Origin of the sequence: Streptomyces sp. NPDC005863 (assembly GCF_042871345.1) — a bacterium.
GTDB lineage: Bacteria > Actinomycetota > Actinomycetes > Streptomycetales > Streptomycetaceae > Streptomyces.
In genome coordinates this window covers 276,314-301,056 of the sequence record NZ_JBIAII010000003.1, presented here as the reverse complement: position 1 = coordinate 301,056, position 24,743 = coordinate 276,314, and the positions used below count along the sequence as shown (strand labels likewise).

Annotated in this window: 21 protein-coding genes and 1 riboswitch; of the genes, 7 read left to right on the top strand and 14 right to left on the bottom strand. The window is 72.8% G+C overall.

The window, feature by feature from the left end:
• Positions 1-54 precede the first annotated feature (54 nt).
• From ACFYO9_RS13735 to ACFYO9_RS13715, 5 genes are all read right to left on the bottom strand, one after another.
• Entirely contained in the window at positions 55-1,125 is a 1,071-nt protein-coding gene (locus tag ACFYO9_RS13735) for a PDR/VanB family oxidoreductase (RefSeq protein WP_358772984.1), read from the bottom strand.
• A gap of 1 nt (position 1,126) precedes the next feature.
• Positions 1,127-2,041: a metal-dependent hydrolase gene (locus ACFYO9_RS13730; protein WP_358772982.1), complete on the bottom strand. Its 915-nt coding sequence runs from the start codon at positions 2,039-2,041 to the stop codon at positions 1,127-1,129.
• A 63-nt stretch (positions 2,042-2,104) separates the two neighbouring features.
• A complete protein-coding gene (locus ACFYO9_RS13725) occupies positions 2,105-4,066 on the bottom strand; it encodes a hypothetical protein (protein WP_358772980.1) in 1,962 nt (653 codons plus the stop codon).
• A gap of 68 nt (positions 4,067-4,134) precedes the next feature.
• A complete protein-coding gene (locus ACFYO9_RS13720) occupies positions 4,135-4,638 on the bottom strand; it encodes a tetratricopeptide repeat protein (RefSeq protein WP_358772978.1) in 504 nt (167 codons plus the stop codon).
• A 149-nt stretch (positions 4,639-4,787) separates the two neighbouring features.
• Positions 4,788-7,925: an alpha-N-acetylglucosaminidase gene (locus ACFYO9_RS13715; protein WP_358772976.1), complete on the bottom strand. Its 3,138-nt coding sequence runs from the start codon at positions 7,923-7,925 to the stop codon at positions 4,788-4,790.
• A 141-nt stretch (positions 7,926-8,066) separates the two neighbouring features.
• Here ACFYO9_RS13715 and ACFYO9_RS13710 point away from each other — a divergent pair, with 141 nt between their 5' ends.
• A complete protein-coding gene (locus ACFYO9_RS13710) occupies positions 8,067-8,450 on the top strand; it encodes a hypothetical protein (protein WP_355817621.1) in 384 nt (127 codons plus the stop codon).
• 24 nt (positions 8,451-8,474) lie between these two features.
• Here ACFYO9_RS13710 and ACFYO9_RS13705 read toward each other — a convergent pair whose 3' ends face one another.
• The 3 genes from ACFYO9_RS13705 to ACFYO9_RS13695 are packed head-to-tail and all read right to left on the bottom strand — an operon-like array spanning position 8,475 to position 11,865.
• Positions 8,475-9,926, bottom strand: a complete 1,452-nt coding sequence (locus tag ACFYO9_RS13705) for a DUF1996 domain-containing protein (RefSeq protein WP_358772974.1) — start codon at positions 9,924-9,926, stop codon at positions 8,475-8,477.
• A 32-nt stretch (positions 9,927-9,958) separates the two neighbouring features.
• Positions 9,959-10,609, bottom strand: a complete 651-nt coding sequence (locus ACFYO9_RS13700) for a response regulator transcription factor (protein WP_355817627.1) — start codon at positions 10,607-10,609, stop codon at positions 9,959-9,961.
• On the bottom strand, positions 10,594-11,865 hold the full coding sequence (locus ACFYO9_RS13695; RefSeq protein ID WP_358772973.1) for a sensor domain-containing protein: 1,272 nt from the start codon (positions 11,863-11,865) through the stop codon (positions 10,594-10,596). The genes ACFYO9_RS13700 and ACFYO9_RS13695 overlap by 16 nt, the downstream gene beginning before the upstream one ends.
• A 255-nt stretch (positions 11,866-12,120) precedes the next feature.
• On the opposite strand from ACFYO9_RS13695, the gene ACFYO9_RS13690 reads away from it, so the two are divergent.
• Positions 12,121-14,310 (top strand): MMPL family transporter, encoded by a 2,190-nt coding sequence (locus ACFYO9_RS13690; RefSeq protein ID WP_358772971.1) that lies wholly within the window; start codon positions 12,121-12,123, stop codon positions 14,308-14,310.
• Positions 14,311-14,442: 132 nt separating this feature from the next.
• Here the strand turns inward: ACFYO9_RS13690 and ACFYO9_RS13685 are convergent, their stop codons facing one another.
• From ACFYO9_RS13685 to ACFYO9_RS13665, 5 genes are all read right to left on the bottom strand, one after another.
• Entirely contained in the window at positions 14,443-15,432 is a 990-nt protein-coding gene (locus ACFYO9_RS13685; RefSeq protein WP_358772969.1) for an NAD-dependent epimerase/dehydratase family protein, read from the bottom strand.
• Positions 15,433-15,515: 83 nt separating this feature from the next.
• Positions 15,516-16,076 carry a winged helix-turn-helix domain-containing protein gene (locus ACFYO9_RS13680; RefSeq protein WP_355817636.1) on the bottom strand — a complete coding sequence of 187 codons (561 nt, stop codon included), beginning with the start codon at positions 16,074-16,076 and terminating at the stop codon, positions 15,516-15,518.
• 276 nt (positions 16,077-16,352) lie between these two features.
• Positions 16,353-17,381, bottom strand: coding sequence for a glutamine synthetase (gene glnII / locus ACFYO9_RS13675; protein WP_355817638.1), 1,029 nt, complete (start codon positions 17,379-17,381; stop codon positions 16,353-16,355).
• Between the two features lie 172 nt (positions 17,382-17,553).
• Positions 17,554-18,024 (bottom strand): hypothetical protein, encoded by a 471-nt coding sequence (locus ACFYO9_RS13670; protein WP_355817641.1) that lies wholly within the window; start codon positions 18,022-18,024, stop codon positions 17,554-17,556.
• 150 nt (positions 18,025-18,174) lie between these two features.
• Entirely contained in the window at positions 18,175-18,549 is a 375-nt protein-coding gene (locus tag ACFYO9_RS13665) for an arsenate reductase family protein (RefSeq protein ID WP_355817643.1), read from the bottom strand.
• Positions 18,550-18,717: 168 nt separating this feature from the next.
• Here ACFYO9_RS13665 and ACFYO9_RS13660 point away from each other — a divergent pair, with 168 nt between their 5' ends.
• Both ACFYO9_RS13660 and ACFYO9_RS13655 read left to right on the top strand, forming a co-directional pair.
• A complete protein-coding gene (locus ACFYO9_RS13660) occupies positions 18,718-19,026 on the top strand; it encodes a hypothetical protein (protein WP_355817646.1) in 309 nt (102 codons plus the stop codon).
• A gap of 292 nt (positions 19,027-19,318) precedes the next feature.
• Complete coding sequence (locus ACFYO9_RS13655) at positions 19,319-20,326, top strand: alpha/beta fold hydrolase (RefSeq protein ID WP_358772967.1); 1,008 nt, start codon at positions 19,319-19,321, stop codon at positions 20,324-20,326.
• 86 nt (positions 20,327-20,412) lie between these two features.
• On the opposite strand, the gene ACFYO9_RS13650 is transcribed toward ACFYO9_RS13655, so the two are convergent.
• Positions 20,413-21,570, bottom strand: a complete 1,158-nt coding sequence (locus ACFYO9_RS13650; protein ID WP_358704638.1) for an HAD family hydrolase — start codon at positions 21,568-21,570, stop codon at positions 20,413-20,415.
• 238 nt (positions 21,571-21,808) lie between these two features.
• Between ACFYO9_RS13650 and ACFYO9_RS13645 the strand changes: the two genes are divergently transcribed.
• The 3 genes from ACFYO9_RS13645 (at position 21,809) to ACFYO9_RS13635 (ending at position 24,590) form a co-directional block, all read left to right on the top strand.
• Positions 21,809-22,678: a helix-turn-helix domain-containing protein gene (locus tag ACFYO9_RS13645; protein WP_358772965.1), complete on the top strand. Its 870-nt coding sequence runs from the start codon at positions 21,809-21,811 to the stop codon at positions 22,676-22,678.
• The gene (locus ACFYO9_RS13640) at positions 22,675-23,166 is read left to right on the top strand and encodes a VOC family protein (protein ID WP_358772964.1); all 492 of its coding nucleotides are present in this window, start codon (positions 22,675-22,677) and stop codon (positions 23,164-23,166) included. The genes ACFYO9_RS13645 and ACFYO9_RS13640 overlap by 4 nt, the downstream gene beginning before the upstream one ends.
• A 99-nt stretch (positions 23,167-23,265) precedes the next feature.
• A riboswitch (cobalamin riboswitch) is annotated at positions 23,266-23,451 on the top strand.
• A gap of 65 nt (positions 23,452-23,516) precedes the next feature.
• Complete coding sequence (locus ACFYO9_RS13635; RefSeq protein ID WP_358772962.1) at positions 23,517-24,590, top strand: ABC transporter substrate-binding protein; 1,074 nt, start codon at positions 23,517-23,519, stop codon at positions 24,588-24,590.
• The last annotated feature ends 153 nt before the right edge of the window (positions 24,591-24,743 follow it).

Here is a 24,743-nt window from a genome sequence, read left to right as displayed (position 1 = left end):
CGAACACCTTACCGAGCGGAACCGGCCCCTCTACGGGCCGGTGCGCCCGCCGTCTCACATGTCGAGCACGAGCCGTTCGCCGCGCGCCCGCGAGACGCAGATGAGCATGGAGCGCGCCCGCTCGCCGTCCGTGAGGAGCTCGTCGCGGTGGTCGATCTCGCCCTCCACGACGCGCTGTTGGCACGTGCCGCAGAAGCCCTGCTCGCAGCTGTACGCGGTGTCGGGCAGCGCGGCACGCACCGCGGCGAGCACCGTGGTGTCCGCGGCGACCGCCACGGTGCGCCCGCTGCGCCGCAGTTCGACCTCGAAGGCGGTGTTGCCCTCGGCGTCGGCGCGCGGCGAGAACCGCTCCAGGTGCAGCGTGCACCCTTCGGGCAGCGCGGCGTCCACGGCCTCCATCAGGGGCTCGGGACCGCACACGTGGACGGCGGCCTCGCGCGGGGCACCGGCGAGGAAGGCGGCCACGTCCGGCAGCCCGTCCTCGTCCTCGGCGACCACGGTGACCCGCCCGCGCCCGGCGCCGCCGAGCTTCTCCACCTCTTCGAGGAACGGCATCGAGCCGCGCGAGCGGCCCCCGTACAGCAGCCGCCACGGAGCCCCGGCCGCCTCCACGGCGCGCAACATCGGCAGGATCGGGGTGATGCCGATGCCGCCCGCCACGAAGACGTACGACGCCGCGTCGGCGAGCGGGAAGCGGTTGCGCGGCCCGCGCACCTCGACCTCGACGCCCTCGCGCAGCCGCTCGTGCACCTCAAGCGAACCGCCCCGGCCGCCCTGCCCTGCGGCGATCAGCCGGGTTGCCACGGTGTACGAGGAGGAGTCCTCGGGGTCGCCGCAGAGCGAGTACTGCCGCACGAGCCCCGACGGCAGCACCAGATCGAGGTGGGCGCCCGGCTCCCAGGGCGGCAACTTCGCGCCTTCGAGCCGCAGTTGGACGACGCCCTCGGCGATCTGCTCGTGCCGGGCCACGGTCAGCCGCAGCGCACGCGAGCGCGGCCGGCCGGACACGGGCTCCTCCAGGGCGGGCAGCGGCCAGAGCGGGGAGGCCCCGATGCGGCGGCGCATCGCACGCCGGGTGAGCAGGGCGGCGCCGGTGACGAGGGCGACGGTGCGGATGCGGGGCATGTCAGAGCGACCCCTTCTCGGCGGCGGCCGCGGCGACGGCGGCGGGCGATGACGCGAGATAGGCGACGGCCTGCGCGGTGCTGCCCTCCTGCGAGGGGTGGTAGTCGCGGCTGAGATAGCGCGGGATGGAGCGGATCATCGCCCCGGTGGTGGGCAGCGTCCCCGCCCTGGTGCTCCGGTGGAAGTCCTTGAAGGTCGCCTTGCCGTCGGTCAGCGTCGGGTCGTTCTCCATGAAGAACCGCGCGCCGCGCTGCCAGAGGAAGACGAGCGCGGTGAACGCCGTCGCCCACGTCCTGGCCCGGCGCCGGTACCCGCCGTCGACGTGCATGAACAGCTCGAAGGCGACGGAGCGGTGCTCGACCTCCTCGGCGCCGTGCCAGCGCAGCAGGTCCAGCATCGTCGGGTCGGCGCCCCTGCGGTCCAGCTCCTCGGCGTTGAGCACCCAGTCGCCGAGGAAGGCGGTGTAGTGCTCGATGGCCGCGATGATCGCCACGCGCTCCATCAGCCACCACTTCCGGGCCTTGCCGGGCGGCAGCGTCCGGTCGCCGAGCAGCTTCTCGAAGAGCCAGTCGACCTGCGCGGTGTACGGGGTGGGGTCGAGCCCCTGCTCCTTGAGGTGCGGCAGGACCTCGTCGTGGGCCTGCGAGTGCATGGCCTCCTGGCCGATGAACCCGATGACGTCCTCGCGCAGCCGCTCGTCGCGGATGAGCGGCAGCACCTGCTTGTAGACGTGCACGAACCAGCGCTCACCCGCGGGCAGCAGCAGATGCAGCACGTTGATCATGTGCGTGGTGAACGGATCGTTCGGCAGCCAGTGGAGCGGGGTGTTCTCCCAGGAGAAGGAGACGTTGCGTGCCTTGAGCGGTATGTGCTCGGACGCGACGGGCCCGGGCACCCGGCTCTGCGTATTAGACATGGCGTCAATGTACTGACCGGTAGTTCCGCGGTACAGGGGTCTGCGCGGGGAACTTCGGGGCGGCTACCGCAGCGTCTGCACCTTCTTGCCGTTCGCGAGCTCGCCGCTCAGCCGCGCCTTGGCGGTCCGCTGCGTCGGGGCGGCCAGGGTGTTCCCGGCCGCGCGGGTGCCGCCGGACGCCGTGATGGAGGTGACGTCCTTGCTGCCCGCGCCGAGGAGGTACCAGCTGCCCGCCCGGGACTTCCACAGCACGCCCGCGAGGACGTGCGGGTCGCGGCCGCCGCACGCCGGGGTGTCCTCGGCCTTGGCGGCGACGGCGCCCACCGGCCCGTCGGCGGTCTGGAACTGGGCGAGGACCCGGGTGCCCTCGCCCTGCCAGGTGTCGGCGCGGGTGCAGACCCAGTCGGCGACGCCGTTGGCCTCGGGCAGCGCCTGACGGGCGTACGTCCAGGAGTTCACGGTCCGCACGCCGTGCGAGCGCACCGAGGCGAGGGAGCAGGCCGACTTCGACCACTCGGCGGGCGTGGCCTCGCGCGGGGCCTCGGGGCGACCGGCGGTCAGATGGGCGGGGACGAGCTCGCCGAGGTCGGTGGAGAGCCGGGCCGCGCCGGAGTGGTCGCGCAGCCGCAGCGCGTTCCACGAGGCGCACCGCCCGTCCTGCATCGGCCCGGCGAACGGGTCGGTGACGCCGTCCGCGGAGCGGTGCAGCGGGACCGCGGCCGCGGCGGGCTTCAGCAGGTTCTGCACTGACGCGGACTTGATCCACGGGGCGGTCAGATAGCGGATGTTGCCGTCGGCGCGGTCGACGACGACGGCGCCCGCCTCGGTGCCGTCCGCCCCGTCCACGCGGGCGAAGTCGAGCGCGGCGCCGCTGGTGCCCTCCCTGGGCTCGGCGTACCGCACGACGCGCAGGCCGTCGTAGAGCAGCACCACGCGCGCGGAGTCGACGTCGCCCGCGTAGAGCAGCCGGGCGGGTCCGGGCGGCGCCCCGGCCGGGGTGCCCGGCGTCGCCGAGACCTGCACGGACTCACCGGGCCGCGCCCACACGGCGAGGGCGCGGCGGAGCAGTTCCCGGTCGTCGACGAGGTTGCCGCGCGCGGGCCACACGGAGAAGTCGGTGCGCGAGGAACGTTTCCACGCCCCCGCGGTGGCCACGCTCAGCTTCCCCGGATCGAGCGCGGCCTGCGCCGCCGGGTTCTTCGCGTACGGGGGAGCGGCGGCGCCGTCGGGGCCCCAGCCGTCGCCGGGCAGCCCGAGCAGCGCCCCGCACACCAGCGCGGCGGCGGCCGCGACACCGGCGGCCTTCATGTGCTGTCTGCGCCGCATCAGGTCGGTCGGCCTGGCCTGCAGGGAGCAGGGGTCGAACTCGGGGGAGGCGAGGAGCGCGTGGCGGCCGCCGCTCTCGGCGCCTTCGGTGATGTCGTCGGCCTCGTCGAGCTCGTCGGCCTCGTCCAGCGCGTCCTCGGGGTCGTCGCAGCCGGCGGCTGCGAGCACCGCGTACACCGCGTCGTCGTCGAGTCCTTCGAGGCCGCGCAGCGCGTAGGCGGCGCGGGCCTCGCAGGAGAGCCGGGAGAGCGCCTGGTCCAGGGCGAGTTCGTCGGAGCCGCCCGAGCGCGGGAAGAGCCGAAGGCCGCGCACCTGCGGCAGCAGCGGCGGCAGCTGGGCCCGCTTCGGCCAGGCCGTCCAGCGCAGCGGGACCCCGGCCTCCAGGGCGCCGCGGATCACCTGCAGACGTACGTAGGTGTACGCGGGGTCGCCGTGCGGTCCGGGGCCGCGCTGCGCGGGGACGACCGCAGGGTCACCCGTCTTGCGGCCGCGCGGCAGGGCGCGCTGGGTCAGGGCGTGGGCGGTCAGGACCCGCCGGTTGCGGCCGAGGTGCGGCGGCAGCACGAGGTAGGCGAGCCGGACGAGCCGCGGGTAGTGCTCGACGAGGGCGGCCTCCGCCTGCTCCACGTCGACGACGGGGGCGGGGCCGCCGGCCCCGGGGGACTTCGAGGACTTCGGGGACTTCGCGGGTGACTGCACATTCGACGACACGTTCAGCAAAACGAGCGAATCGTCGGATGGTCACCTCGTGCCGGCGTGTCCGCCGCTCAGGCCGGGGCGTCCGCCACGAGCAGGCGGGCGTAGTTGGCCATCGACCGCTGGTAGCGCGGCAGGTGGGGCGCGAGGGCGCCGAGCACCAGGGCGAGCCCTTCCCGCTCGCGCCCGAGGTTCGCGAGACACAGTGCCAGGCAGGCACGCACGGCGTCGTCCAACGCGTCGGACGGCGCGTCCAGTTCGGGCGTGAGCAGGGCGACGCCCTCCTCGGCGCGGCCGGTGTTCCGCAGCGAGCTGGCCAGCTGGACGAGGGCCCGCCGCCTGCGGAGCCCCTCGATGCCGCGCTCCAGCGCCTCCCGGTAGAGGGGGACGGCACGGTCGGAGTGGCCCGTGGAGTCGAAGGCGCAGGCCCGCTCGAAGGGGGCGACCGGGTCTTTGGCGGGCAGCTCGGCGGCCAGCCCGTCGATCAGCGCGCGGAACTCGCCGGCGTTCTCCTCGCCGTACGCATCCAGGGTGTCCCACGCCGCCGCGAGCCGCTTCTCCCAGTCGTCATCCATGCCGCCACTCTGGCACCCCCCTCCTCGTACGTCACCCGCATTTCGGTGCGCGGTCGAGGACTTCGGTGTCCGCCGGGCCGGGGGCAGGCCGGAACCGTCGGTTCCGGCCCACCTCCGCGCACCCGGGCCCACCTCCGCGCGCCCGGGCCCTACGCCACGTCCCATCCGCTGAACTCCACCGTCCCGCGGCCCCCGTCACCCCCGTTCGTCGCGCTCATGAAGAGCCCCACGTCCTGCGCGGCCACCGCCCCGGCCACCCGCACCGACGCCACCGTCCGCCACGTCCGCCCGTCGTCCGTGGAGCACGCCCCGGTGAAGGAGTCGCCCGCGCGCGAGAGCCGCAGCAGCACCGGCGCCTTGATCCCGGTGAGCCGCTGGTACGTGTCCAGGGTGCCGTCGCCGTTCGTGTCGTACGACAGCACGACCCCGTTGGCCGGCGTCACGGCGAGGTCCACGAACCCGCGGGAGCCCGGTGTGCCCAGCGCCGCGCGGCTGATGAGGCCCGCCCGCGCCCACGGCCCGGTCACGGCCTGGGCGTCCACCCGCACCGTCACCGAGACTCCGTCCCGCAGCGCGCCCTCCCGGTACAGCGCCCCGAACTCCGTCGTGCCCTTCCACAGGTCGGCGCCGGCACCGTTGATCGCGTACCGCCCGTCCAGCTCCCCGAAGACCGCGGAGTTGTTGCTGTGCTTCTTCCAGCCGCCGCTCACCGGGCCCGCCTCGAAGAGGGTCCCGTCGTGGACGGTCCGCACCCGCGGCTCCCCGGCGGGGCCGTACGTGACGGCGATCTCGTACGGCAGCGGCCGCAGCGGCCGGTCGAGCGGGGCCTCGGGTGTCGTGGCCCGCCACGCCACCTTGCCCGTCCCCGCCGGCGCCACCCTCGGCAGCGAGACGGGGCCGGTGGGCTCCGCGTCGAGGCCGGTCAACGAGAAGTCGACGCGGCCGGTGGCGCGCAGCCCGTTGACGTTGCGGAAGACGGCCTCCAGACGGGCGGTGCCGCCCGGCGGGACGGTGGAAGGATCCGCGGTGACCGTCAGGGTGCCCTGGTAGGGCGCGCGGGCCAGGACGTCCCGTACCCGCGCCGCCGTCCGGTGCGCCGAGCCGACCGGGCGCAGCGGATAGTCCTTGCGCTCCCGCGTCCACGGCTCCTCGAACGCGAACCAGTCGACGGCCTTCGGCGCCCGCTCCGCGGCCAGCGCGTCGGACAGCTCGTCGAGCCACTTCTGCCAGCGGGGCACGTAGAAGTCGGCCAGCAGGCCGTGCCATTCGCGGTTGGCGTAGTCGTGCAGCTTCCCCGCGTCGGACGTGGCGCGGTCGCCCCAGACGGTGATGAGCACCTTGGCGGTCCGCTCGAACTCGGCGCTCTCGGCGGCGCTCGTCCCCATCCGCCGGGCGGCCTCGACGTACGGCCCGAGCAGGAACGCCGGGTCGGTGCCCGTCACGTCGTCCGCGAGCCGCATCAGGCGCAGCCACAGCTTCGCCAGCGTGTCGAAGGTCTCCCGGTCCTTGCGGGCGTACGCCGTCCGCAGCTGCGGCAGGAGCTGCCGGCTGCGGTGGGCGAGGGCCTGCCGGGCGACGTCCACCAGGTCGTAGCGGTAGGCGGCGCTGCCCCGCAGCTTGCCCGCCACCCCGAGCAGCCCGGCGAGCGCGGCGTCGAAGCGGCCCGGGTCGTAGGTGAGGGCGCGCGGCGCGTACTCGGCGGCGCGGGCGGCCGCGAGGTCGGGCCGGGCGGCGAAGAGCGAGTCGTGCGGGTCGCTGCGCTCGACGGCGGTGTGCTGGTAGGCGGTGTCGTTCAGCGCCCGCCAGGCGGCCCTTGCGCCGTGGTCCGGGCTGCCGTAGCGGAAGTCGGCGTACGAGGAGAACCACTCCGCCCGGTCCACCGGGCCCCGCGTCCAGGCCAGTTCCGAGAAGAGCTCGAAGGCGGCGGGGTCCCGGTCGGTGGCCTCCGGCAGGAAGGCCGTGCCGGTCAGCGCGCTGCCCGCCTTGTCGCGCCAGGCGAAGAACTTCTCGTTCCAGATGTGGGTGCGCGCCCCGATGGTGGTGCGCCCGCCGAAGTTGGGGATGGTCCCGAACGCGTACGGGGTGCCGCCCCAGTCCTTCTCCCGGTCCGTGACGCTCGCGAACCGGTCCGAGACGCCGTCGACGATCAGCATCCGCTCGCGGTCGACGGCGTCCAGCAGCGCGGGAAGCGGATTGGCCTCCCAGCCGAGAATCACCCAGGTGGCTCCGGGATGTGCCGCCTGCAGGGCGGCCTCCACGCCCCGCGCGGCGTCCGGCACGGGCACGTCGCCGGCCGTTCCGCCCTCGTGCAGCAGGTCCATCTTGAAGTGGGCGGCGGCCCCGAAGAGGTCCTTCTGGTGCCGGTAGAAGGAGGCGGCGACCTCTTTGAAGGCCGTGGTGCGCGGGTCGAGCCAGTCCGGCCGCGGGAACCCGTGCCAGACGCCCTGCGGCACCACCTTCGCGTCGCCGCCGTTGCGCTCGACGAACCCGTCGGGCACGCTCCCGTAGTAGCCGGGGAAGACCGGGGCGATGCCGAGCTCGCGCAGCCTGCGCACGATCCGCTGCCCCAACTCCACGCGCTCGGCGAGGAGTTCGTGGGAGAGCGGGCCGCCGTAGTCGGAGAGGTTCTGCAGCAGCCACCAGGGCTGGTGCGAGGGGGCGGGCAGCCAGGAACGGGCCTCCGCGTCGGAGTAGCCGAACTCCCGCAGCACCCGGTGGTACACGGCCTCCGCGCCCGCGATCACCATCACCTCGTTGCAGCCGTGCACCGCGAGCACGTCGATCATCCGCTCCCAGTAGGCCCAGTCGGCGTACGGCGCGGTGTACCCGTCGTTCGTGTCGTTCAGCGCGAACCGGTGCGGGAGCGAGGTGCGCCGCTCCAACGGCCGCGACGGCGCGGGCAGCCGGGCCGGCAGGTTCAACTGGCTGCCGTTCCAGGCGATATGGGTCCCGCACACGTACTTGAGGTACCAGTGGACGCCGGTGAGCAGGACCGCGGGCGTCGTGCCGGACACCTGGATCCGCCCGGCCGTGCCGGTGACGCGGAAGCGGTCCTCGGCGCCCCGTGCGGGGACGAGTCTGAGCCGGATCTGCTCCGCGTGATGCGGCAGGAGTCTGTTGAGCGCCGAGCGCGCGGAATCCGTATCGAGGGCGGGGCCCTTGGCGGGCTCCGCGGGAGCGGTGGGGCCGTCGGCGGCATGGGCCGGCAGCGCGGCCCCGCCGACGGCGGCGCCGAGGGTGAGGGCGCTGGCGGTGCCGAGCACGGAACGTCGGGACAGTTCGGACATGTGTACCCCCTGAGGTGAAGGCTGCGGCGCACGGTATCCGTGCGGCACCCCGTGCTCAACGGATGTGAGGGAGATGGCGTGTTCGAGTCGCAGCGAGAGGCTGGTGGGGCGATGAGGGCGGCACGGAGCGTGCTTTCGGGCATGGCGGTGGGAGGTCTGCTGATGCTGGTGACGGGGTGCGGCTCGGGGGGTGGCGGCGCGCCGGACACGGCGAGCGGCAGCCTGGAGCAGCTGGCGGCCGAGGCGCACTGCAGGGCCGACATCCAGACGGACGCGGCCGAACTGCGCCAGGCCACCTGTGAGAACGGTGCCCGGCGCTATGTCCTCGTAACCTTTACAAACGCGCGTGGCCAGGCCGAATGGCTCGACGAGGCGAACGACTACGGGGGTACGTATCTCGTCGGCGGCCGCTGGGTGGCGGTCGGCGGGGCCGCCGACATCGCGGCGCTGCGCGGCCGGCTCGGCGGGACCGTGGTGGACGCCGCGGGGAGGCACGGCGGCCACCACGGTCACCGCATGGGATGAACGGGCGCAGGGCCAGGTGCCGCGTCAGGTGCAGCGCTGTCCGGAGTTCACACACTTCGCGACGCGCCGCATCAGGCGCTCGTCGAAGACGTTGATGAAGTCGCCGTGGTCGGTGACGGGCTTGTGCAGCTGCTCGGGGAAGGAGTCGACGGCGAAGCCGGGGCCCGGCGGCACGTCGTACACGATGCGCTGCACGAGCTGGGGGATGGCGCGGAAGCCGCGCGGGCAGGCGCCGGAGCGGGGGTCGGCGAAGGCGACGTGGGTGCGGTGGTTGGCGCTGTCGGTGTTCCGGCCGTCCCAGCAGCTCTGGAAGCGGAACGTCCGTACGACCTTGCTGCCCGCGGGACAGATCGGGTACTTGTCCTTCAGCTGCCGGTTCTCGAACCCGGTGCAGCTCCACGAGGCGTTGGCGTTGGCGTCGCCGTTGGTGAAGGCCTTGGCGTCGCCGGTGATGATGCGCAGGAAGCGCGGCATCGCGGAGACCTTGCCCACCGGGTTCCCGGCGAACTTCAGCGTGACCGAGGCCGGTGTCTGGATCTCGCCGACGTTCTGGTCCTTGCCGCCGCCGTCGGCCTGGGCGTCGTTCTCGTCCCGGCCGTTCTGCAGCCGAAGGACGGGCCAGTAGTACGTCGACTTGTCGCCCTGGTTGCGGCAGGTGGTCCGGCCGTTCGCGAGGTCGTCGTCGCCGGAGAAGGCGTCCGTCGCCTGGTTGCCCACGTAGTCGTGCATGTGGTGGGCGCCGTTGCTCACGCCGGGGGCGGCGATGACGTTGTCCGGGTTGAACTTGCCGTTCTCGTTGCGTCCGCAGCTCGTGGTGAAGGTGCCGCGCGAGGCGTTCCGGCCGTCGCGGGGCCGGGTCACGTTGGGCCGGACGGACTTGATGTCGACGAAGTCACCGGCCTCGGGACCGTTGCCGTTCCGGCCCTGATCCTGTCCTTGCCCCTGCCCCTGCCCCTGGCCCTGCCCCTGCCCCTGGCCTTGGTCCTGCCCTTCCCCCTGCTCCTGCCCTTGCTCCTGGCCGGGCTGCTGGTCGTCGGCGCGCAAGGTGCACGGCGCCATGCTGTCGATGGTCCCGGGCCGCTCCCCGGCCCGCTCCAGCGCGTCGCCGATCCGGCCGATGGTCCCCCGCCGCTGCTCCTCCAGCGGGGGCAGGACGGATTCCTTGTCCCGGACCCGGCCGAACCGGGTGTACGCCCGGGTGATCTGGGTGTCCAGCTCGGCGAGCCCGCGGTCCACCTCCCCGCGCGCCGTCTTCGGCACCTCGGGGAGCTGGTTGACGACGTCCGGACAGCTGATGGTGGACACCTGCTGCGCGGCGTTCTGCGGAGGCGGCCGGTCCGTGCCCTCCTCGGCGTTCGCGTAGACGTTCACGGCGACGAGGGCGCCGCCGCCCAGCAGCAACGCCGCGGAGGCGGCGGCCGTCCGCCGCGCCAGTTTCGATCGTTTTCGTGAGGTGCGTCGTGGAGTGCGTCCCATGGGGCTACATACGCATCAGGGGCCCGGCGTGTTCAGCGCCCCTGGTCCAGATAGGCGAGGACCGCGAGCACCCGCCGGTTGTCGTCGTCGGAGACCGCGAGGTCGAGCTTGCCGAAGATGTTGGACGTGTGCTTGGCGATGGCCCGCTCGGTGACGACCAGCTGCGCCGCGATGGCCGCGTTCGACCGGCCCTGCGCCATGAGTTCGAGCACCTCGCGCTCGCGCGGAGTGAGCGCGCCGAGCGGCTGTTCGGCGGAGTGCCGCGACAGGAGCTGCTGGATCACCTGCGGGTCCATCGCGGTGCCGCCGGCCGCGACCCGCCGTACCGCGTCGATGAACTGCGCCGCGTCGAAGACCCGGTCCTTGAGCAGATAGCCGACGCCGCCGTTGCCGTCGGCCAGCAACTCCCGCGCGTACAGCTGCTCCACGTGCTGGGAGAGGACCAGGACGGGCAGCCCGGGGCGGGCCCGGCGGGCGGCGAGCGCGCACTGCAGGCCCTCGTCCGTGTGGGACGGCGGAAGCCGGACGTCGACGACGGCGACGTCCGGCTGCAACTCCGCGAGGGCCTTGGTCAGTTCGGGCCCGCTCTCCACGGCCGCCAGGATCTCGAAGTCGAACGCCTCCAGCATCCGCACCAGGCCGTCGCGCAGCAGGAAGAGGTCTTCGGCTAGGACAACTCGCAAGGGATCTCCATGGTCACCATGGTCGGACCGCCCGCGGGGCTGCTGACGGCCAGTACGCCGTCGAATGTACCGAGCCGGCGTTCGACCCCGCTCAGCCCGGACCCCGCCCCGATCGCCGCGCCGCCCTTGCCGTCGTCGGTGACCGCGATGCGCAGCATGCCGTCCGCGTGGTGCACGTCCACCCAGACGCGGTCGGCGCCCGCGTGCTTGATGGCGTTGGTCAGGGTCTCGCTGACGGCGAAGTACGCGGCCGACTCGACCGGCGCCGCCACGCGCCGGGGCAGGTCCACGTCGACCTCCGTGGCGATCGGCAGCCGCAGCGCGAGGGCCTTCACCGCGTCGCCGAGGCCCCGTTCGGCGAGGACCGGCGGGTGGATGCCGCGGACCAGGTCGCGCAGCTCGGTCAGCGCCTCCCCGGAGTTCTGCCGGGCCTGCGCGAGCAGCTGCTTGGCCTTGGCCGGGTCCGCGTCGACCAGCGCCTCGATGGTGCCGAGGTCCATGCCCATGGCGACCAGGCGGGCCTGCGCGCCGTCGTGCAGATCGCGCTCGATGCGGCGCAGCTCGGCCGCGGAGTTGTCGACGGCGTCGTGCCGGGTCTCGGTCAACCGGTCTACGCGCAGCGCCAGTTCACGCTCCCGCATGGTCGCGGTGGGCGCGAGGAAGGTGCGGGCGAGCAGGAAGTGGCCGCGGATCAGGGCGGGGTTGACGAAGACGCCGAGGACGAGGAGGGCGGTGCCGAGCGCGGCGGCCTGGTTGGCCGTGGACTGCGAGGTGACGTGGATGAACCCGTACCACTCGCCGCCGCCGGCGTTGTAGATCGGCTCCCATACGCCGACGGCGAGCACCACCCCGTACACCCAGTAGGCCAGCAGCACCGGGGCGAAGACCGCGGTGACGAAGCCGCCGATCATGTCGACGAACAGCCACTGCAGGTCGCGCCAGGTCGCCGGGTCCTTGAGCATCAGCGAGCAGCGCTCCACCTGCCCGGTGACGCCCGAGCGCACGTCGGCCGGGAACGGCCGGTAGGGGACCGGGATCGGCACGTTTGCCCACCGCCCCGCCTGGTCGCGCCGCAGGGTCGCCCAGTGCCGGACCGCCGTCAGGACGACCGGGGTGGTGAGGACGCCGACCCCGAGCAGGATGAAGGCGATCGACAGCACGGACAGCACGAAGAGGGTGATCGAGCCCGCGAGCGAGGCGATGGACAGATACAGCCCCCGCGCCCCCGCGACCACAGCGTTCCGCAGTCTGGTCATGACCTTGAGCCCCTCTCGATGTGTCCTGCTCCTCCGTCCGCTCCCCGCGACCGGTACACCGCCATTCTTGCTGGTGGCGGCGGATCGGGGCACGGGGTTCCGCACCCGGCCGCAGGTGTACCTGACGACACCCCCGCACCTCGCCCTGTGCTTCGCCGGAAGGGGGCCTCGGCGGCTGGGGCGGGCGGCCCGCGATTTCTAGCGTGGGACACGTCTTATCCGACGCATACGCAGACTTGATGGGGGCGGATCGCCATGAGGCGGAACCTCGCGGCACGACTCGGTGTGTGGAGCGCACACCACCGGAAGGCGGCCGTCCTCGGCTGGCTGGTCTTCGTGGTCCTCGCCACGGTCATCGGCGGGGGCTCCGGCATGGTCACGGCGTCCGACGACGAGATGGAGGTCGGCGACTCGGCGCGGGCCACCAAGATCCTGGCGGACGCGGACATCGACGAGCCGGCCGGTGAGCTCGTCATGGTCACCGCGCGCACCCCCGACGGATGGCGGGACGCGGCCGCCGACCTGTCGAAGGCGCTGACCGCGACCGGTGACGTACGCGGCCTCAAGGCGCCGCTGCCCTCGAAGGACGGCAAGGACGCGCTGCTGCGCTTTCAGATCAAGGGGGACTCCGAGGACGCCGCCGACCGGGTCCAGCCGGTCCTCGACGCGGTGGCGAAGGCGTCCGACGACGGGGCCCGACACGGCATCGCCGTCCACCAGTTCGGCGACGCGAGCTCCGCGAAGCAGCTGTCCGACCTGCTCGCCGACGACTTCAAGACGGCCGAGTTCACCGCGGTACCGCTTGCGCTCGGCATCCTCCTGGTCATCTTCGGTGCCGTGGTCGCCGCGCTGCTCCCGGTGGGCCTCGCCCTCACCGCGTGCGTGGCCGCCTTCGGCCTGCTCTCGCTGGCCAGCCATCAGCTGCACCTCTTCGAGACCACGTACTCCGTGATGTTCCTGATGGGCCTCGCGGTCGGTGTCGACTACTGCCTGTTCTATCTGCGCCGTGAGCGGGACGAGCGGGCCGCGGGCCGGGACGCCGAGACGGCCCTGCGGATCGCGGCGGCCACCAGTGGACGCGCCGTCCTGGTCTCCGGCCTCACCGTGATGGTCGCGATGGCGGGCATGTTCCTGTCCGGGCTGCTCCTCTTCAAGGGCTTCGCCGTCGCCACGATCCTGGTGGTGTGCGTGGCGATGCTCGGCTCCGTCACGGTCCTGCCGGCGCTCCTCGCCTGGCTCGGCGACCGGATCGAGGCCGGCCGCATCCCCTTCCTGGGCCGCCGCGCGAAGAAGCGCGCCCACGCCGGCGGCGGCTTCGCCGGCACCCTCCTCGAGCCCGTCCTGGCCCGCCCGAAGTTCTTCGCCGTCGGCGCCGCGGTGCTGCTGCTCGCCCTCGCCGCCCCCGCGCTCGGCATGAAGACCGAACAGCTGGGCCTGGAGAAGCAGTTCGGCTCCGACGCGCCGCTCTCCGTCTCGTACAAGAAGATCACCGAGAAGTTCCCCGGCGGTCCGGCCCCCGCCCGGGTGGTCGTGAAGGCCGACGACATCGGCGCGCAGCCCGTGCGGTCCGCCCTGGACGCGCTCACCCGGAAGGCCGGCGACGGCGCCGAACTCACCGTCCACAAGGCGGCGGGCGTCGCCGAGATCGCCGTACCGCTGCCGGGCAACGGCACCGACGCCGAGGCCAAAAAGGCCCTGCACACCCTGCGGGACGACACGGTGCCCGCGGCCTTCGACGGGGTGGACGCCGAGGCGTACGTGGGCGGTGACCTGGCCTCGTCGGAGGACTTCAGCGATCAGCTGGGCCGGGGCATCGGGCCGGTCCTCGCCTTCATCACCGCGGTGACCTTCCTCCTCATGCTCTTCAGCTTCCGCTCGGTGGTGATCGCGGTGACGTCGATCGTGCTGAACCTGCTGTCGGTGGGCGCCGCCTACGGCGTCATGACCGCCGTCTTCCAGCACGGCTGGGGCGCGGAGCTGATCGGCTCGGAGAAGGTCGGCGCGATCGAGAACTGGATGCCGCTCTTCGTCCTCGTCGTCCTCTTCGGACTCTCCATGGACTACCACGTGTTCGTGGTCTCCCGGATCCGCGAGTTCCGCGACCGCGGCCTGGACAACCGCTCGGCGATCCGCGAGGGCATCACGCGCACGGCGGGCGCGATCACCGGCGCGGCCGTGATCATGGTGGCGGTCTTCGCGGTCTTCGGCACGCTGTCCATGCAGGACATGCAGCAGATGGGCGTGGGCCTCGGCGTGGCGGTCCTCCTGGACGCGACGGTGGTCCGGATGATCCTGCTGCCGTCCCTGATGACGCTCCTGGGGGAGCGCAACTGGCACACGCCGCGGTTCCTGCGCAGGCTCCCGCAGCTCTCCCACGACGAGGGGGAGCCCGCCGGTCCGCGGACGCCGGACCTGCCCAACCCGCCGGTGCCGAGCGCCCGTTGACGAGCGCCCGCCGGACCTGACCCACGGATCCGGCGTACGGTTCCGGCGTAGGGACCCGGCGTACGGATCCGATGTATGAGACCGGCACGACGCGGCCCCGGTGCGGAACACCCGCACCGGGGCCACCCGGCGTCACAGTCCGAGCGCCTTCGCCTCCTTCTCGGGGGCGAGCCCGACCACCGGCCGGTCCGGCCGCTGCGGCGGCGTCCCGCCGATGGAGCGCAGCCACTCCCAGGTGTCCCGCACGGTCTCGGCGACCGGCCGGGTGGCGAGGCCCGCGGCGGCGGCCTTCGCCGCGGACGACCGGTGCATCGTGTCGTGCACCTCGCCCGGCGCCAGCCACACCGGCAGCTCCATCCACTGCTCGATGCCCGCGTCCAGCACCACCTGCGGGTCCGTCCAGCGCAGCGACAGGTCCGGGCCGCCCGCCACCTCGGCGCACGCGTCGAGCAGCTCGCCCATCGTGAACCGCCCCATCGGACTGACCAGGTTGTACGGTCCGTGCAGCCCCGCGGCGACCGCGTCGAGGATCCACTCGGCGAGGTCCCGCACGTCGACGTACTGGATGTCCAGGTCCCGCGGCCCGGGGGCGAGCACGGGGCCGCCGCGCGCGACCCGGTTCAGCCACCACGGCAGCCGCCCGATGTTCTCGTACGGGCCGAGGATCAGCCCGGGCCGCGCGAGCACCGTCCGCCCGGCCCCGAACGCGGCCAGCGCGGCCAGCTCACCGCCCCGCTTGTCCTGCGCGTACTCCGTCGCCTCCGCGTCCGGGTCGCCGTCCACCACCGGGAAGGTCTCGTCGGACCCGGCCTCGCCCGGGTAGCGGTAGACGGAGCTGCTGGAGACGTAGACGTACCGCCCGACGCGGTCCGCGAGCAGCCGCGCCGCGTCCCGCACCACCCGGGGCGCCGCCGACCAGGTGTCGACCACCGCGTCCCAGGTGCCCTCGGCGAGCGCGGCGAGGCCGTCCTCGGTGGTGCGGTCGCCGTGCACGACCCCGGCTCCCTCGGGAGCCGCGTGGTGGCCGCGGTGGAAGACGGTCACCTCCCAGCCCCGGGCGAGGGCCGCCTCGGTGACCGCACGTCCCACGAATTCGGTTCCGCCCAGCATCAGAAGTCTCATGCGGGCGACTCTGCCCGCACGGACCGCGCCGGGGAAGGCGGTTCTGCTCCCGGCAGAGCGGGGAACCGGGACGCGGCGCCGGGTCAGCGCGGGGTGGCCGGCGCGTACTTGTAGCCGACCCGGCGCACCGTCTGGATGGTCCTGCGGTGCTCGGCGCCGAGCTTGCGCCGCAGCCGCGCCACGTGCACGTCGACGGTCCGGCCGTCGCCCACGTGCCCGTACCCCCACACCGTGGTCACCAGCTGGTCGCGGGTGTGCACCCGGTGGGGGTGCGCGACGAGGTGCGCGAGCAGCTCGAACTCCAGGTAGGTGAGGTCGAGTTGACGCCCGTCGACCTCGACGGCGCGCTGCACGGCGTCGATCCTGATGGGACCGGCGGCGGGGGCGGGCACCGCCTCGGGCGGGGCGGGGTCGGCGGCGGGCGGCTCCTGGCCCGCGGGCACGAGGACGAGGTAGCCGACCATCGGCGGCTGGCCGGGCAGGGTGGGCAGGGTGTGCTGCGGGGCGGGCAGCCAGGTGGCGCCCGGCGGCAGGAAGTCGGGGATCCGGGCCACCTCGTCGGGTGCGACGGCCCGCAGCCGGCCGCGGCCCGGCGCCGGGGGAGGGGTGAGGGCGGTGGCGGAGAAGGATCGGGTGTTCGCCATGGGGGATCAGCTCTTTCGCGCGAAGGAGTCGTCGAGAAACGAGACGTACGTCGTGCGCGTCAGGCGAAGGCCGGGTGAACGGCTTTAGAGGGCCCGCGCGTTCATCGCGCGGCAACACACCCGGTCGAAGTCGTGATGCTGCCGGGAGGGCCAGAAAGGCTCGAGGTCATGACGACCTGTCGAGGTGTTCTGGTGGCTGCCCATGGCTCCATTGAATCAGATGAGAACGGGGTCGCCCACCGTAACCGGTGGACGACCCTTGGGTGCTGGGCGGGATCAGACCTGGCCGGCCTTCTCCAGGGCGGTGCAGCAGGTGTCGACGAGCAGCCGCGTCACGACGTACGGGTCGACGTTCGCGTTCGGGCGGCGGTCCTCGATGTAGCCCTTCTGCTCCACCTCGACCTGCCACGGGATGCGGACCGATGCGCCGCGGTCGGAGACGCCGTACTTGTACTCGTCCCACGGGGCGGTCTCGTGCAGGCCGGTGAGGCGGTCGTCGATGCCCGCGCCGTAGTTCTTCACGTGGTCGAGCGGCTTGGAGCCCTCGCCGAGGGACTCGCAGGCGGTGATGATCGGGGCGTAGCCCTCGCGCATCGCCTTGGTGGAGAAGTTGGTGTGCGCGCCCGCGCCGTTCCAGTCGCCCTTGACCGGCTTGGGGTCGAGGGTCGCGGAGACCTTGAAGTCCTCGGCGGTGCGGTAGAGCAGCCAGCGGGCGATCCACAGCTGGTCGGAGACCTCCAGCGGGGCGAGCGGGCCGACCTGGAACTCCCACTGGCCGGGCATGACCTCGGCGTTGATGCCGGAGATGCCGAGCCCGGCCGTCAGACAGTGCTCCAGGTGCGCCTCGACGACGTCACGGCCGAAGATCTCGTCCGAGCCGACGCCGCAGTAGTAGCCGCCCTGCGCGGCGGGGAAGCCGCCGACGGGGAAGCCGAGCGGCCGGTCGCCCTCGAAGAAGGTGTACTCCTGCTCGATGCCGAAGATCGGCTCCTGCGCGGCGAACCGCCCGGCGACCTCGGCCAGTTCGGCGCGGGTGTTGGACTCGTGCGGGGTCATGTCCGTGTTGAGGACCTCGCACAGGACGAGGAGGTCGGCGCCGCCGCGGATCGGGTCCGGGCAGGTGTAGACCGGCTTGAGGACGCGGTCCGAGGCGTGACCCGTGGCCTGGTTCGTGCTGGAGCCGTCGAAGCCCCACAGCGGCAGCTCGGCGCCCTGCGCGTCGTCCGCGAGGATCTTCGTCTTCGAGCGGAGCTTCGCGGTCGGGGCGGTGCCGTCGATCCAGATGTACTCAGCCTTGAAGGTCACGGGGCCTCATCCTTAAAACGTTCGGTACGGCGCAGAACGTGCGGGTGCTGCGGTGCCGTGGTGATGAGCGCAAGCGTGGCAACCGGCGATTTCCCGACCGTTGCTCTTGTGTGAACCCCGTGTTACCGGAAGGCGGCTGTGGCCGACGTCACCGTGTGGCCGCCGCCGGCCGTCACTTGATGACGGCGTTGGCGGCCGCGATGGCGAGCCCGATCGCCGCGTCGGCGGCGCCGATCAGGACGGCCGAGCGGCGCCGGTAGCCGACCCGCAGCGCGGCGAAGGTGCCCCAGCCGAGGAGGAGACCGGCGTTGAGGAGCAGCCCGGTGTACGTGACCGGGGGCTCGGGCCAGCCGAAGGCGCCCGCGAGCACCAGCAGCAGCACGGTGGGCCAGCAGGCCACGATCACCGGCCACTCGTCGGCGAGCGCCCGCACCAGCTGGCGCCAGCGGTGGATGCCGGAGCCGGGCCGGTGCGTGGACATGTGGTGGGCGTAGCCGTGCGCGAGCGCGGCCGTGCCCGCGGTGACGCTGACCCAGGCCGCGTCGTAGTACGGCGTGTAGCGCGTGCCCTCCGCCTGCAGCGCCGCGAGCAGCGCGCTCGCGAGGACCGTTCCGTATACGCCCCCGAACATCCAGCTCCGCACGGCGTGCTCCTTTCCGTGTGCCGGATCGGTGTCCGGTCGACGGCGTGTGGAGCACCCCACGCTAGGCAGGCGTATGTAACGGTTTGCCGGAGTTCGCCCATCAATGGGCGATCATCTGTGGGTTTGTATGTGCGTGTGAGTGGGGGGGGGCTACCGCTCGCGGGAGAGCGCGTCCCGTACCGCCTCCTCCGTGCGGCCCACCACCGCCGTGCCGTCGTCCGCCGTGATGATCGGGCGCTGGATCAGCTTGGGGTGGCCGGCGAGCGCCGTGATCCAGCGGTCGCGGGCCGAGGCGTCGCGGGGCCAGGCCGCGCGGTCCGCGAGGCCCAGCTCCTTCGCGGCCTCTTCCTGGGTCCTGGTGATGTCCCAGGGTTCGAGGCCGAGACGGTCGAGCACGCCGCGGATCTCGTCCTCGGACGGCACGTCGTCGAGGTAGCGGCGCACGGTGTAGTCGGCGCCCTCCGCGTCGAGCAGGGTGAGGGCGCTGCGGCACTTCGAGCAGGCGGGGTTGATCCAGATCTCCATGCCCACACGCTACCCCGCGAACCTCCCGTTCCAGGGGTCTCGGCAGCCCTCTGTTCGAATAGCCCAAAGCCCGTCTGGCCAGCGGCGATTGTCAGTGCCGGGGAGTAGAATCACAGTAGTGTTCGAGGGCGCCCGACGGGGGGTCCTGACCGCGACAGGAGGATGCCCGTGCCCGCTGCCGCACTCACATCGAAGCGTGTGTCCAAGGCCGCACCACAACCCGTCCTGATCGACCTGCCGTACGCACCGCGCGAGAAGAAGGCGCTGCCCGCCGGCCGCCCGCGCGAGTGGTACGTCAACCACAACCGCCGCCTCAAGGCGATGCGCCTGGCCATCGCCCTGCTCGACTCCGGCGTCCATCAGCCGAACCAGGCGAAGAACGGCACGATACGGCGGATGGCCGAGGAGGTCGGCATCCATCCGCCGTCCGACATCACCTGCCACATGGTGCGGGCGCTGATGCGGTACAGCCGCTGACCGGCCGGCGGTACGGTCGGTGACCGTCCGTTGACGGTGTGACGGACAAGTGCGGGGCCCGGGGCGGGAGTTGATGCCGCGGGCCCCGTTTCGGCGTGGGCCTGTGCCGCGCTGATGCGGTACAGCCCTGACCGGGTGGCGGTACGGTTTCTGACCGGCCGACGATGCAGCCGCTGACCGGCCGTTGACGGAGTGGCGGTCAAGTGCGGGGCCCGGGGCGGGAGTTGACGCCGCGGGCCCCGTTTCGGCGGGGGCCTGTGCGCTCACGCGTGCGATGGGACATGCTGAGCCCATGACCCAGCCGGACCTCGTCGGCGAACTGCCGCTTCTGACGACCGCCGAACTCCCGGACGGCACCCGCCTCCCGGTGCGCGGCCTGCGCGCGCCCGCACCGGACCGCTTCCTTCCGTCCGGCTCGGGCCCGGCGCCGGGCCCGCCGCCTGCGCCCGTGGTGCTCATCCTGCCCGCGATGGGCACACCCGCCCGCCACTACCGCCGTTTCGCCCGGCAGTTGCACGACGAGGGTCTTACGGTGCTCACCGTCGACCTGCGCGGCCAGGGCGAGGCCGCGCCGGACCCCGCGGGGCCGAGGCCGCTCGACCACGGTTACCGCGCGATCGTCGAGGAGGACCTCCCCGCGGTCGTCGCGGCGGTCCGGACCGAGCTCGGCCCCGAACCGCCGCTGCATCTGCTCGGTCACAGTCTCGGCGGACAACTCGCCCTGATCTACGCGGCGTTGACGCGCTCGCCCGAAAGGTCGGCGGGAGCCGGAGCCGGTGTCGGCGGCGGTAGCGGCGTCGGCGTGGACGGCGTGGCGATCGTCGCCACCGGCTCCGTCTGGTTCCGCGCCTTCGGCCCGCTGCGCGCCCCCGCCCGCTACCTCTTCCAGCTCCTGGTCACCGTCACGGCGACCGCGCTCGGCCGCTGGCCCGGCGCCCGGCTCGGCTTCGGCGGCGACCAGCCCAAGGGTGTCATGCGCGACTGGGCACGGCAGATGCGGACCGGCCGCTACAGCGCGAAGGGCTCCGCGCGTGACTACGAAACCGCCCTCCGCGCCCTGCGGTTGCCCGTCCTCGCGATCTCCGTCGACGAGGACACGTACGCCCCCGCGTCCGCCCTCGACCACCTCCTGGCCAAGGTTCCGCGGGCCCGTCTCACCCGCCGCCACTACACGTCGCAGGAGGCGGGCCGCAGGCTCGACCACTTCGCCTGGACCCGGGCGGGCGGCGCCCTCGCCAAGCGGGTGGCGGCGTGGACGGCCGAGGAGGAGACGGCGGGACGGGTCGCGCCGGGCAGCTGACGCGCTCGCCGCCGCCCGCTCCGTCACGGCCGGCCGACGAAGCCTCGCCCGAGGCCTCGGGCGAGGCCTCGCACGGGCCTCGGACGTCAGCCGATCTGATCCGGGGTGACCGTCAGCCACCGCTTGTCGGCGGTCACCTTCTGGCCCAGCTTCCGCTGCCGGTCGGCGTTCTTCTTCTTCATCCCGTCCAGCTGCTTCATGTACGCGTCCTTGCGGTTGACCCACACGCGCACACCGCCGTGCTCCACGTCGGCGGAGTGGAACAGCATCGGGCCGTCGCTGGAGGGCGTGTCGCCCGCGGCGAGGATCGGCTTCTTCCACTCGTCGATGTACGTGTTGATCGCCGCGGGCTTGCCCTCGTACCAGGTCAGCGGCGCCCACAGGTTCGGTGTCAGCTCGCGCTTCGCGAGCTTCGCGCGGTCCTTCTCGCCGAAGCGCCCCTCGGCGATCTCCTTGCGGGAGCTGGTCACCGCGCCGGTCTTGCGGTCCTTGAGCTGCATGGACACGCCGATGACGTTCTGCGGCTTCACGCCGTAGCCGTACTTCGGGTCCGCGAGGACCATCCGCACCAGGTCCTCACTGGCCGCGCTGACCACGTACACCTCGACGCCGTGCGCGCGCAGCGTCCTGTAGAGCTGCTGCATGCCGCGCGAGAACTCCGGCGGCTTCACCTCGGTCTTCGTGCGCTTGCCGTCCTCGTAGTACTCGGCCGGGATCGGCTTCTTGTACGCGAGGAGCTCGTCGACGTACCCCTTGAGCTCCTTCAGCGTGAAGCCGGAGAAGATCTGCGCGGCCCAGGGGTAGGAGACCTGGTCGTCCACGTCGCAGAGCCGCAGGTAGTAGCTGTAGAGGCTCTCCTTGTGACCGGGCTCGTCCTTGAAGGGGATGATCTTCAGGGACGGGTCCATCGTCTTGCGGGTGAGGACGCCCTTCATCTCCAGGAAGGGCAGCAGCGCCTCTTCGAGGTCGTTGCGGTACGTGGTGTTGTCCGCGTCGAAGACCGCGTACGCGCCCTTGTGGTCGTTCGCGGCGATGACCTTGCCGAGCCGCTTCGCGACCGGCTTCGGCCAGTGCGACAGCTCGCGTGCGGTGGCCGCCGAGGTGTCGGCGGCGCTCGCCTCGTCCGTCGGCCACAGGGCACTGCCCGCGAGGACGGCCGCGGCCAGCGCGCCGGTGGTGCCGATGAGGGCGAGCCTGCTCTTCGCCCGTACTGCCCGTGCGGCCTTCGCCGTGCGTACTGCCATGTCTCTACGTCCCTGCCGTTCCCTGAGAGCGGTGCGCGGCCCCGTCCGGAGCGGCGCGCAATGCTATGGGGCGCCACGCGCATTTCCCATGATCGAAGTCACCGTGCCGCGGGGGCATGCGGGAGATGAACAGGGGTAGGCACGAGGGGCGCCGATGCCGGGTTGCTGTATGCCCCCGGGGCCGGGTGCGGGGGCGTACGCCGCGACCGGACCGTACCCCGCCGCGCATACTGAACCCATGGGCACCCGAGAGTTCGTCCGGGCCGCGCCACGGCTCGACGGCATGGTCGTCTCCGCGGTCGGCTACCGCACCGCCGGGCAGCGCCCCGCCCTGCACCGCGGCCTGCCGTCGCCGTACCTGACGGTGATCTTCTCCCTCGACGGCGCCATCGCCACCGGCGACTCCCCGGACCGGGCCACGGGACCGGAGGCGGCGCGCACCGACATCGTGGTGGGCGGCCTGCACCAGAGCCCCGCCTACGTCGTCCAGCCCGAGCACGAGGCCGGCATCCAGCTCGCCGTGCACCCCCTCGCGGCCCGCGCGCTCCTCGGCGTGCCCGCGGCCGACCTGACCGGACAGCTCGTCGTCGCGGGCACGGACGTGTTCGGCGCCCGCGCGGCGGAGGTCCGCGAGCGGCTCTGCGAGCTGGACCGATGGGAGGACCGCTTCGCTCTCCTCTCCGGCTATCTGCGCCGGCTCGCGTCCGCCGACCGCGCGGCGGGCCCCGTACGGCCCGAGGTCGCCGAGGCCTGGGCGTGGCTGGCCCGGCACCGCGGCGCGGGCACGCTCGGCGGACTCTCCCGGCACGTCGCGCTCAGCGAGCGCCGGCTGACCGCGCTGTTCCGCGCCGAGACGGGACTCGGCCCGAAGCAGGCCGCCCGCCTGATGCGCTTCCAGCACGCGAAGGGCGCCGTGACCCGGGCCGTCGCGGCGGGCGACCGGCCCGACCTCGCCCGGGTCGCGGCCGACACCGGCTATTACGACCACTCCCACCTCGTCCGCGACTTCCGGCAGTACACGGGGGCGAGCCCGACCAGCTGGCTGGCCGAAGAGTGCCGGAATATCCAAGCCGGGGCCCATGGTGGAGGCGAAGACTCGAAGCCATGAACACCACACCGAACACACCGAACAGCCAGCCGGAACAGCGGCTGGACACCCCTGACACCCCCGACACCCCTGACACCCGCGTGACCCCCGCCCCCGCCATCTGGCCGGGCGTGCAGGCCGCGGACGCCCCCGCACTGATCGACTTCCTCGTCGGCACCGTCGGCTTCCTGCGCACGGCCGTCTACGAGGACGAGGGCCGCGTCGCCCACGCCCAGCTCGACTGGCCCGAAGGCGGCGGCATCATGCTCGGCTCGTACGACCCGGAGTCTGCGGCCACCTGCGGCAAGCCGGGCGGCGCGGGCGCCTACATCGTCACTGCCGAGGTGGACGCGCTGTACCGGCGCCTCACCGCGGCGGGCGTGGAGATCACCACCGAGATCGAGGACAAGCCGTACGGCAGCCGGGAGTTCGGCATCGCCGATCCGGAGGGCAACCGCTGGTCCTTCGGCACGTATCGCGGCGAGCCGCGCCCGGCGCCGACGGCCTGACCGAAGCCGGACCGACGGCCTGACCGTAGCCGGTCGGACGGCCTGACCGAAGCCGCACCGAACCGGGACCGGCGGCCGGAACGAGCGCGTGAAGGTGCGTGATAACTTGCGCAAGCCAGTCAAACCCACACCTGGGCCAGGGAATCCGGTGCGAATCCGGAACTGACGCGCAGCGGTGAGGGGGACGGGCGGGGCAACGGCCACTGGGCGTCTCAGGACGCCCGGGAAGGCGCCCCGCCCGGTCGATCCCGAGTCCGAAGACCTGCTGGCGCCTCCGTCCGCACACCGGGCGGCGGAGGTCGTGACGCAGGCCAGGCTCCGCGTATGAGCCGCGAGACCCAAGGGATCACGTGTCCTCGACAGCCCATATATCCGCGCCCGTGCGCCTGTCCGCCCTCCTCTGCGCCGCTCTGTTCACGCTCACCGCGTGCGGCGACGGCTCGGCGGGGAACACCGCGCGCTCCGGGAACGGGGACGGGGGCGGGGGCAAGAGCGCCGACGGCTATCCGGTCACGGTCGCCTCCTGCGGCAAGGAGGCGCAGGTCACGGCGCCGCCGCGACGGGCCGTCTCCCTCGACCAGGGTTCCACGGAGATCCTGCTCTCGCTCGGCCTCGCCGACCGGATGGCCGGGACCGGCACCTGGACCGACCCGGTCCTGAAGAACCTGGCGAAGGACAACGCGAAGGTCGAGCGGCTCTCCGACCGCTACCCCTCGCTGGAGAAGGTCCTCGACAAGGAGCCGGACTTCGTCAGCGCCTCCTTCCTCTTCACCGTCGGCAAGGGCGGGGTCGCCGACCGAGCGAAGTTCACCGAGCTCGGCGTCCCCGTCTACGTCTCGCCCAGCGACTGCGCGGGCAAGGACAACGACGGCGCCGGCGACGGCAAGCGCGTGCGGACCCTCACCATGGACACGGTCTACGGCGAGGTGCGCGACCTCGCCAAGATCTTCCACGTCGAGCGGCGCGGCGAGAAGCTGATCGCCGACATGAAGCGCCGGGTCACGAAGGCGACGAAAGACATCGACGCGTCCGACACGCGCATCCTGTACTGGTTCGCCAACTCCGACGCCCCGTACATGGCGGGCTGCTGCGGCGCCCCCGGCATCATCACCCGCGAACTCGGCGCGAAGAACGTCTTCGACGACACGCACGACGAGTGGCCGCAGATCAACTGGGAGACGGTCGCCGACCGCGACCCCGACGTGCTCGTCCTCGGCGACCTCACGCGCAAGTCGCAGTCGGCGGAGAGCGCGAAGGCGAAGATCAGGTTCCTGGAGACCAACCCTGCGACGAAGAACCTCACCGCGGTGAAGAAGAAGCGGTACGTCCTGCTCAGCGGCCAGGCGATGAACCCCACGATCCGTACGGTCGACGGCATCGAACAAGTGGCGGCGGGCCTGCGGAAGTTCAGGCTCGCCAAGTGACGGCGAGCGAGACGGCGCCGGGTACGGGAACGGGCACGGGTGCGGGCACAGGTACGGGTACGGGCACGGGCACGGGAGCCGTCCTCGATGACGCCGCCGGTGCCGCCCCCTCCCGCGTACGCCTGGGTCTGCTCTGGACGGCGGGCGTCGCCG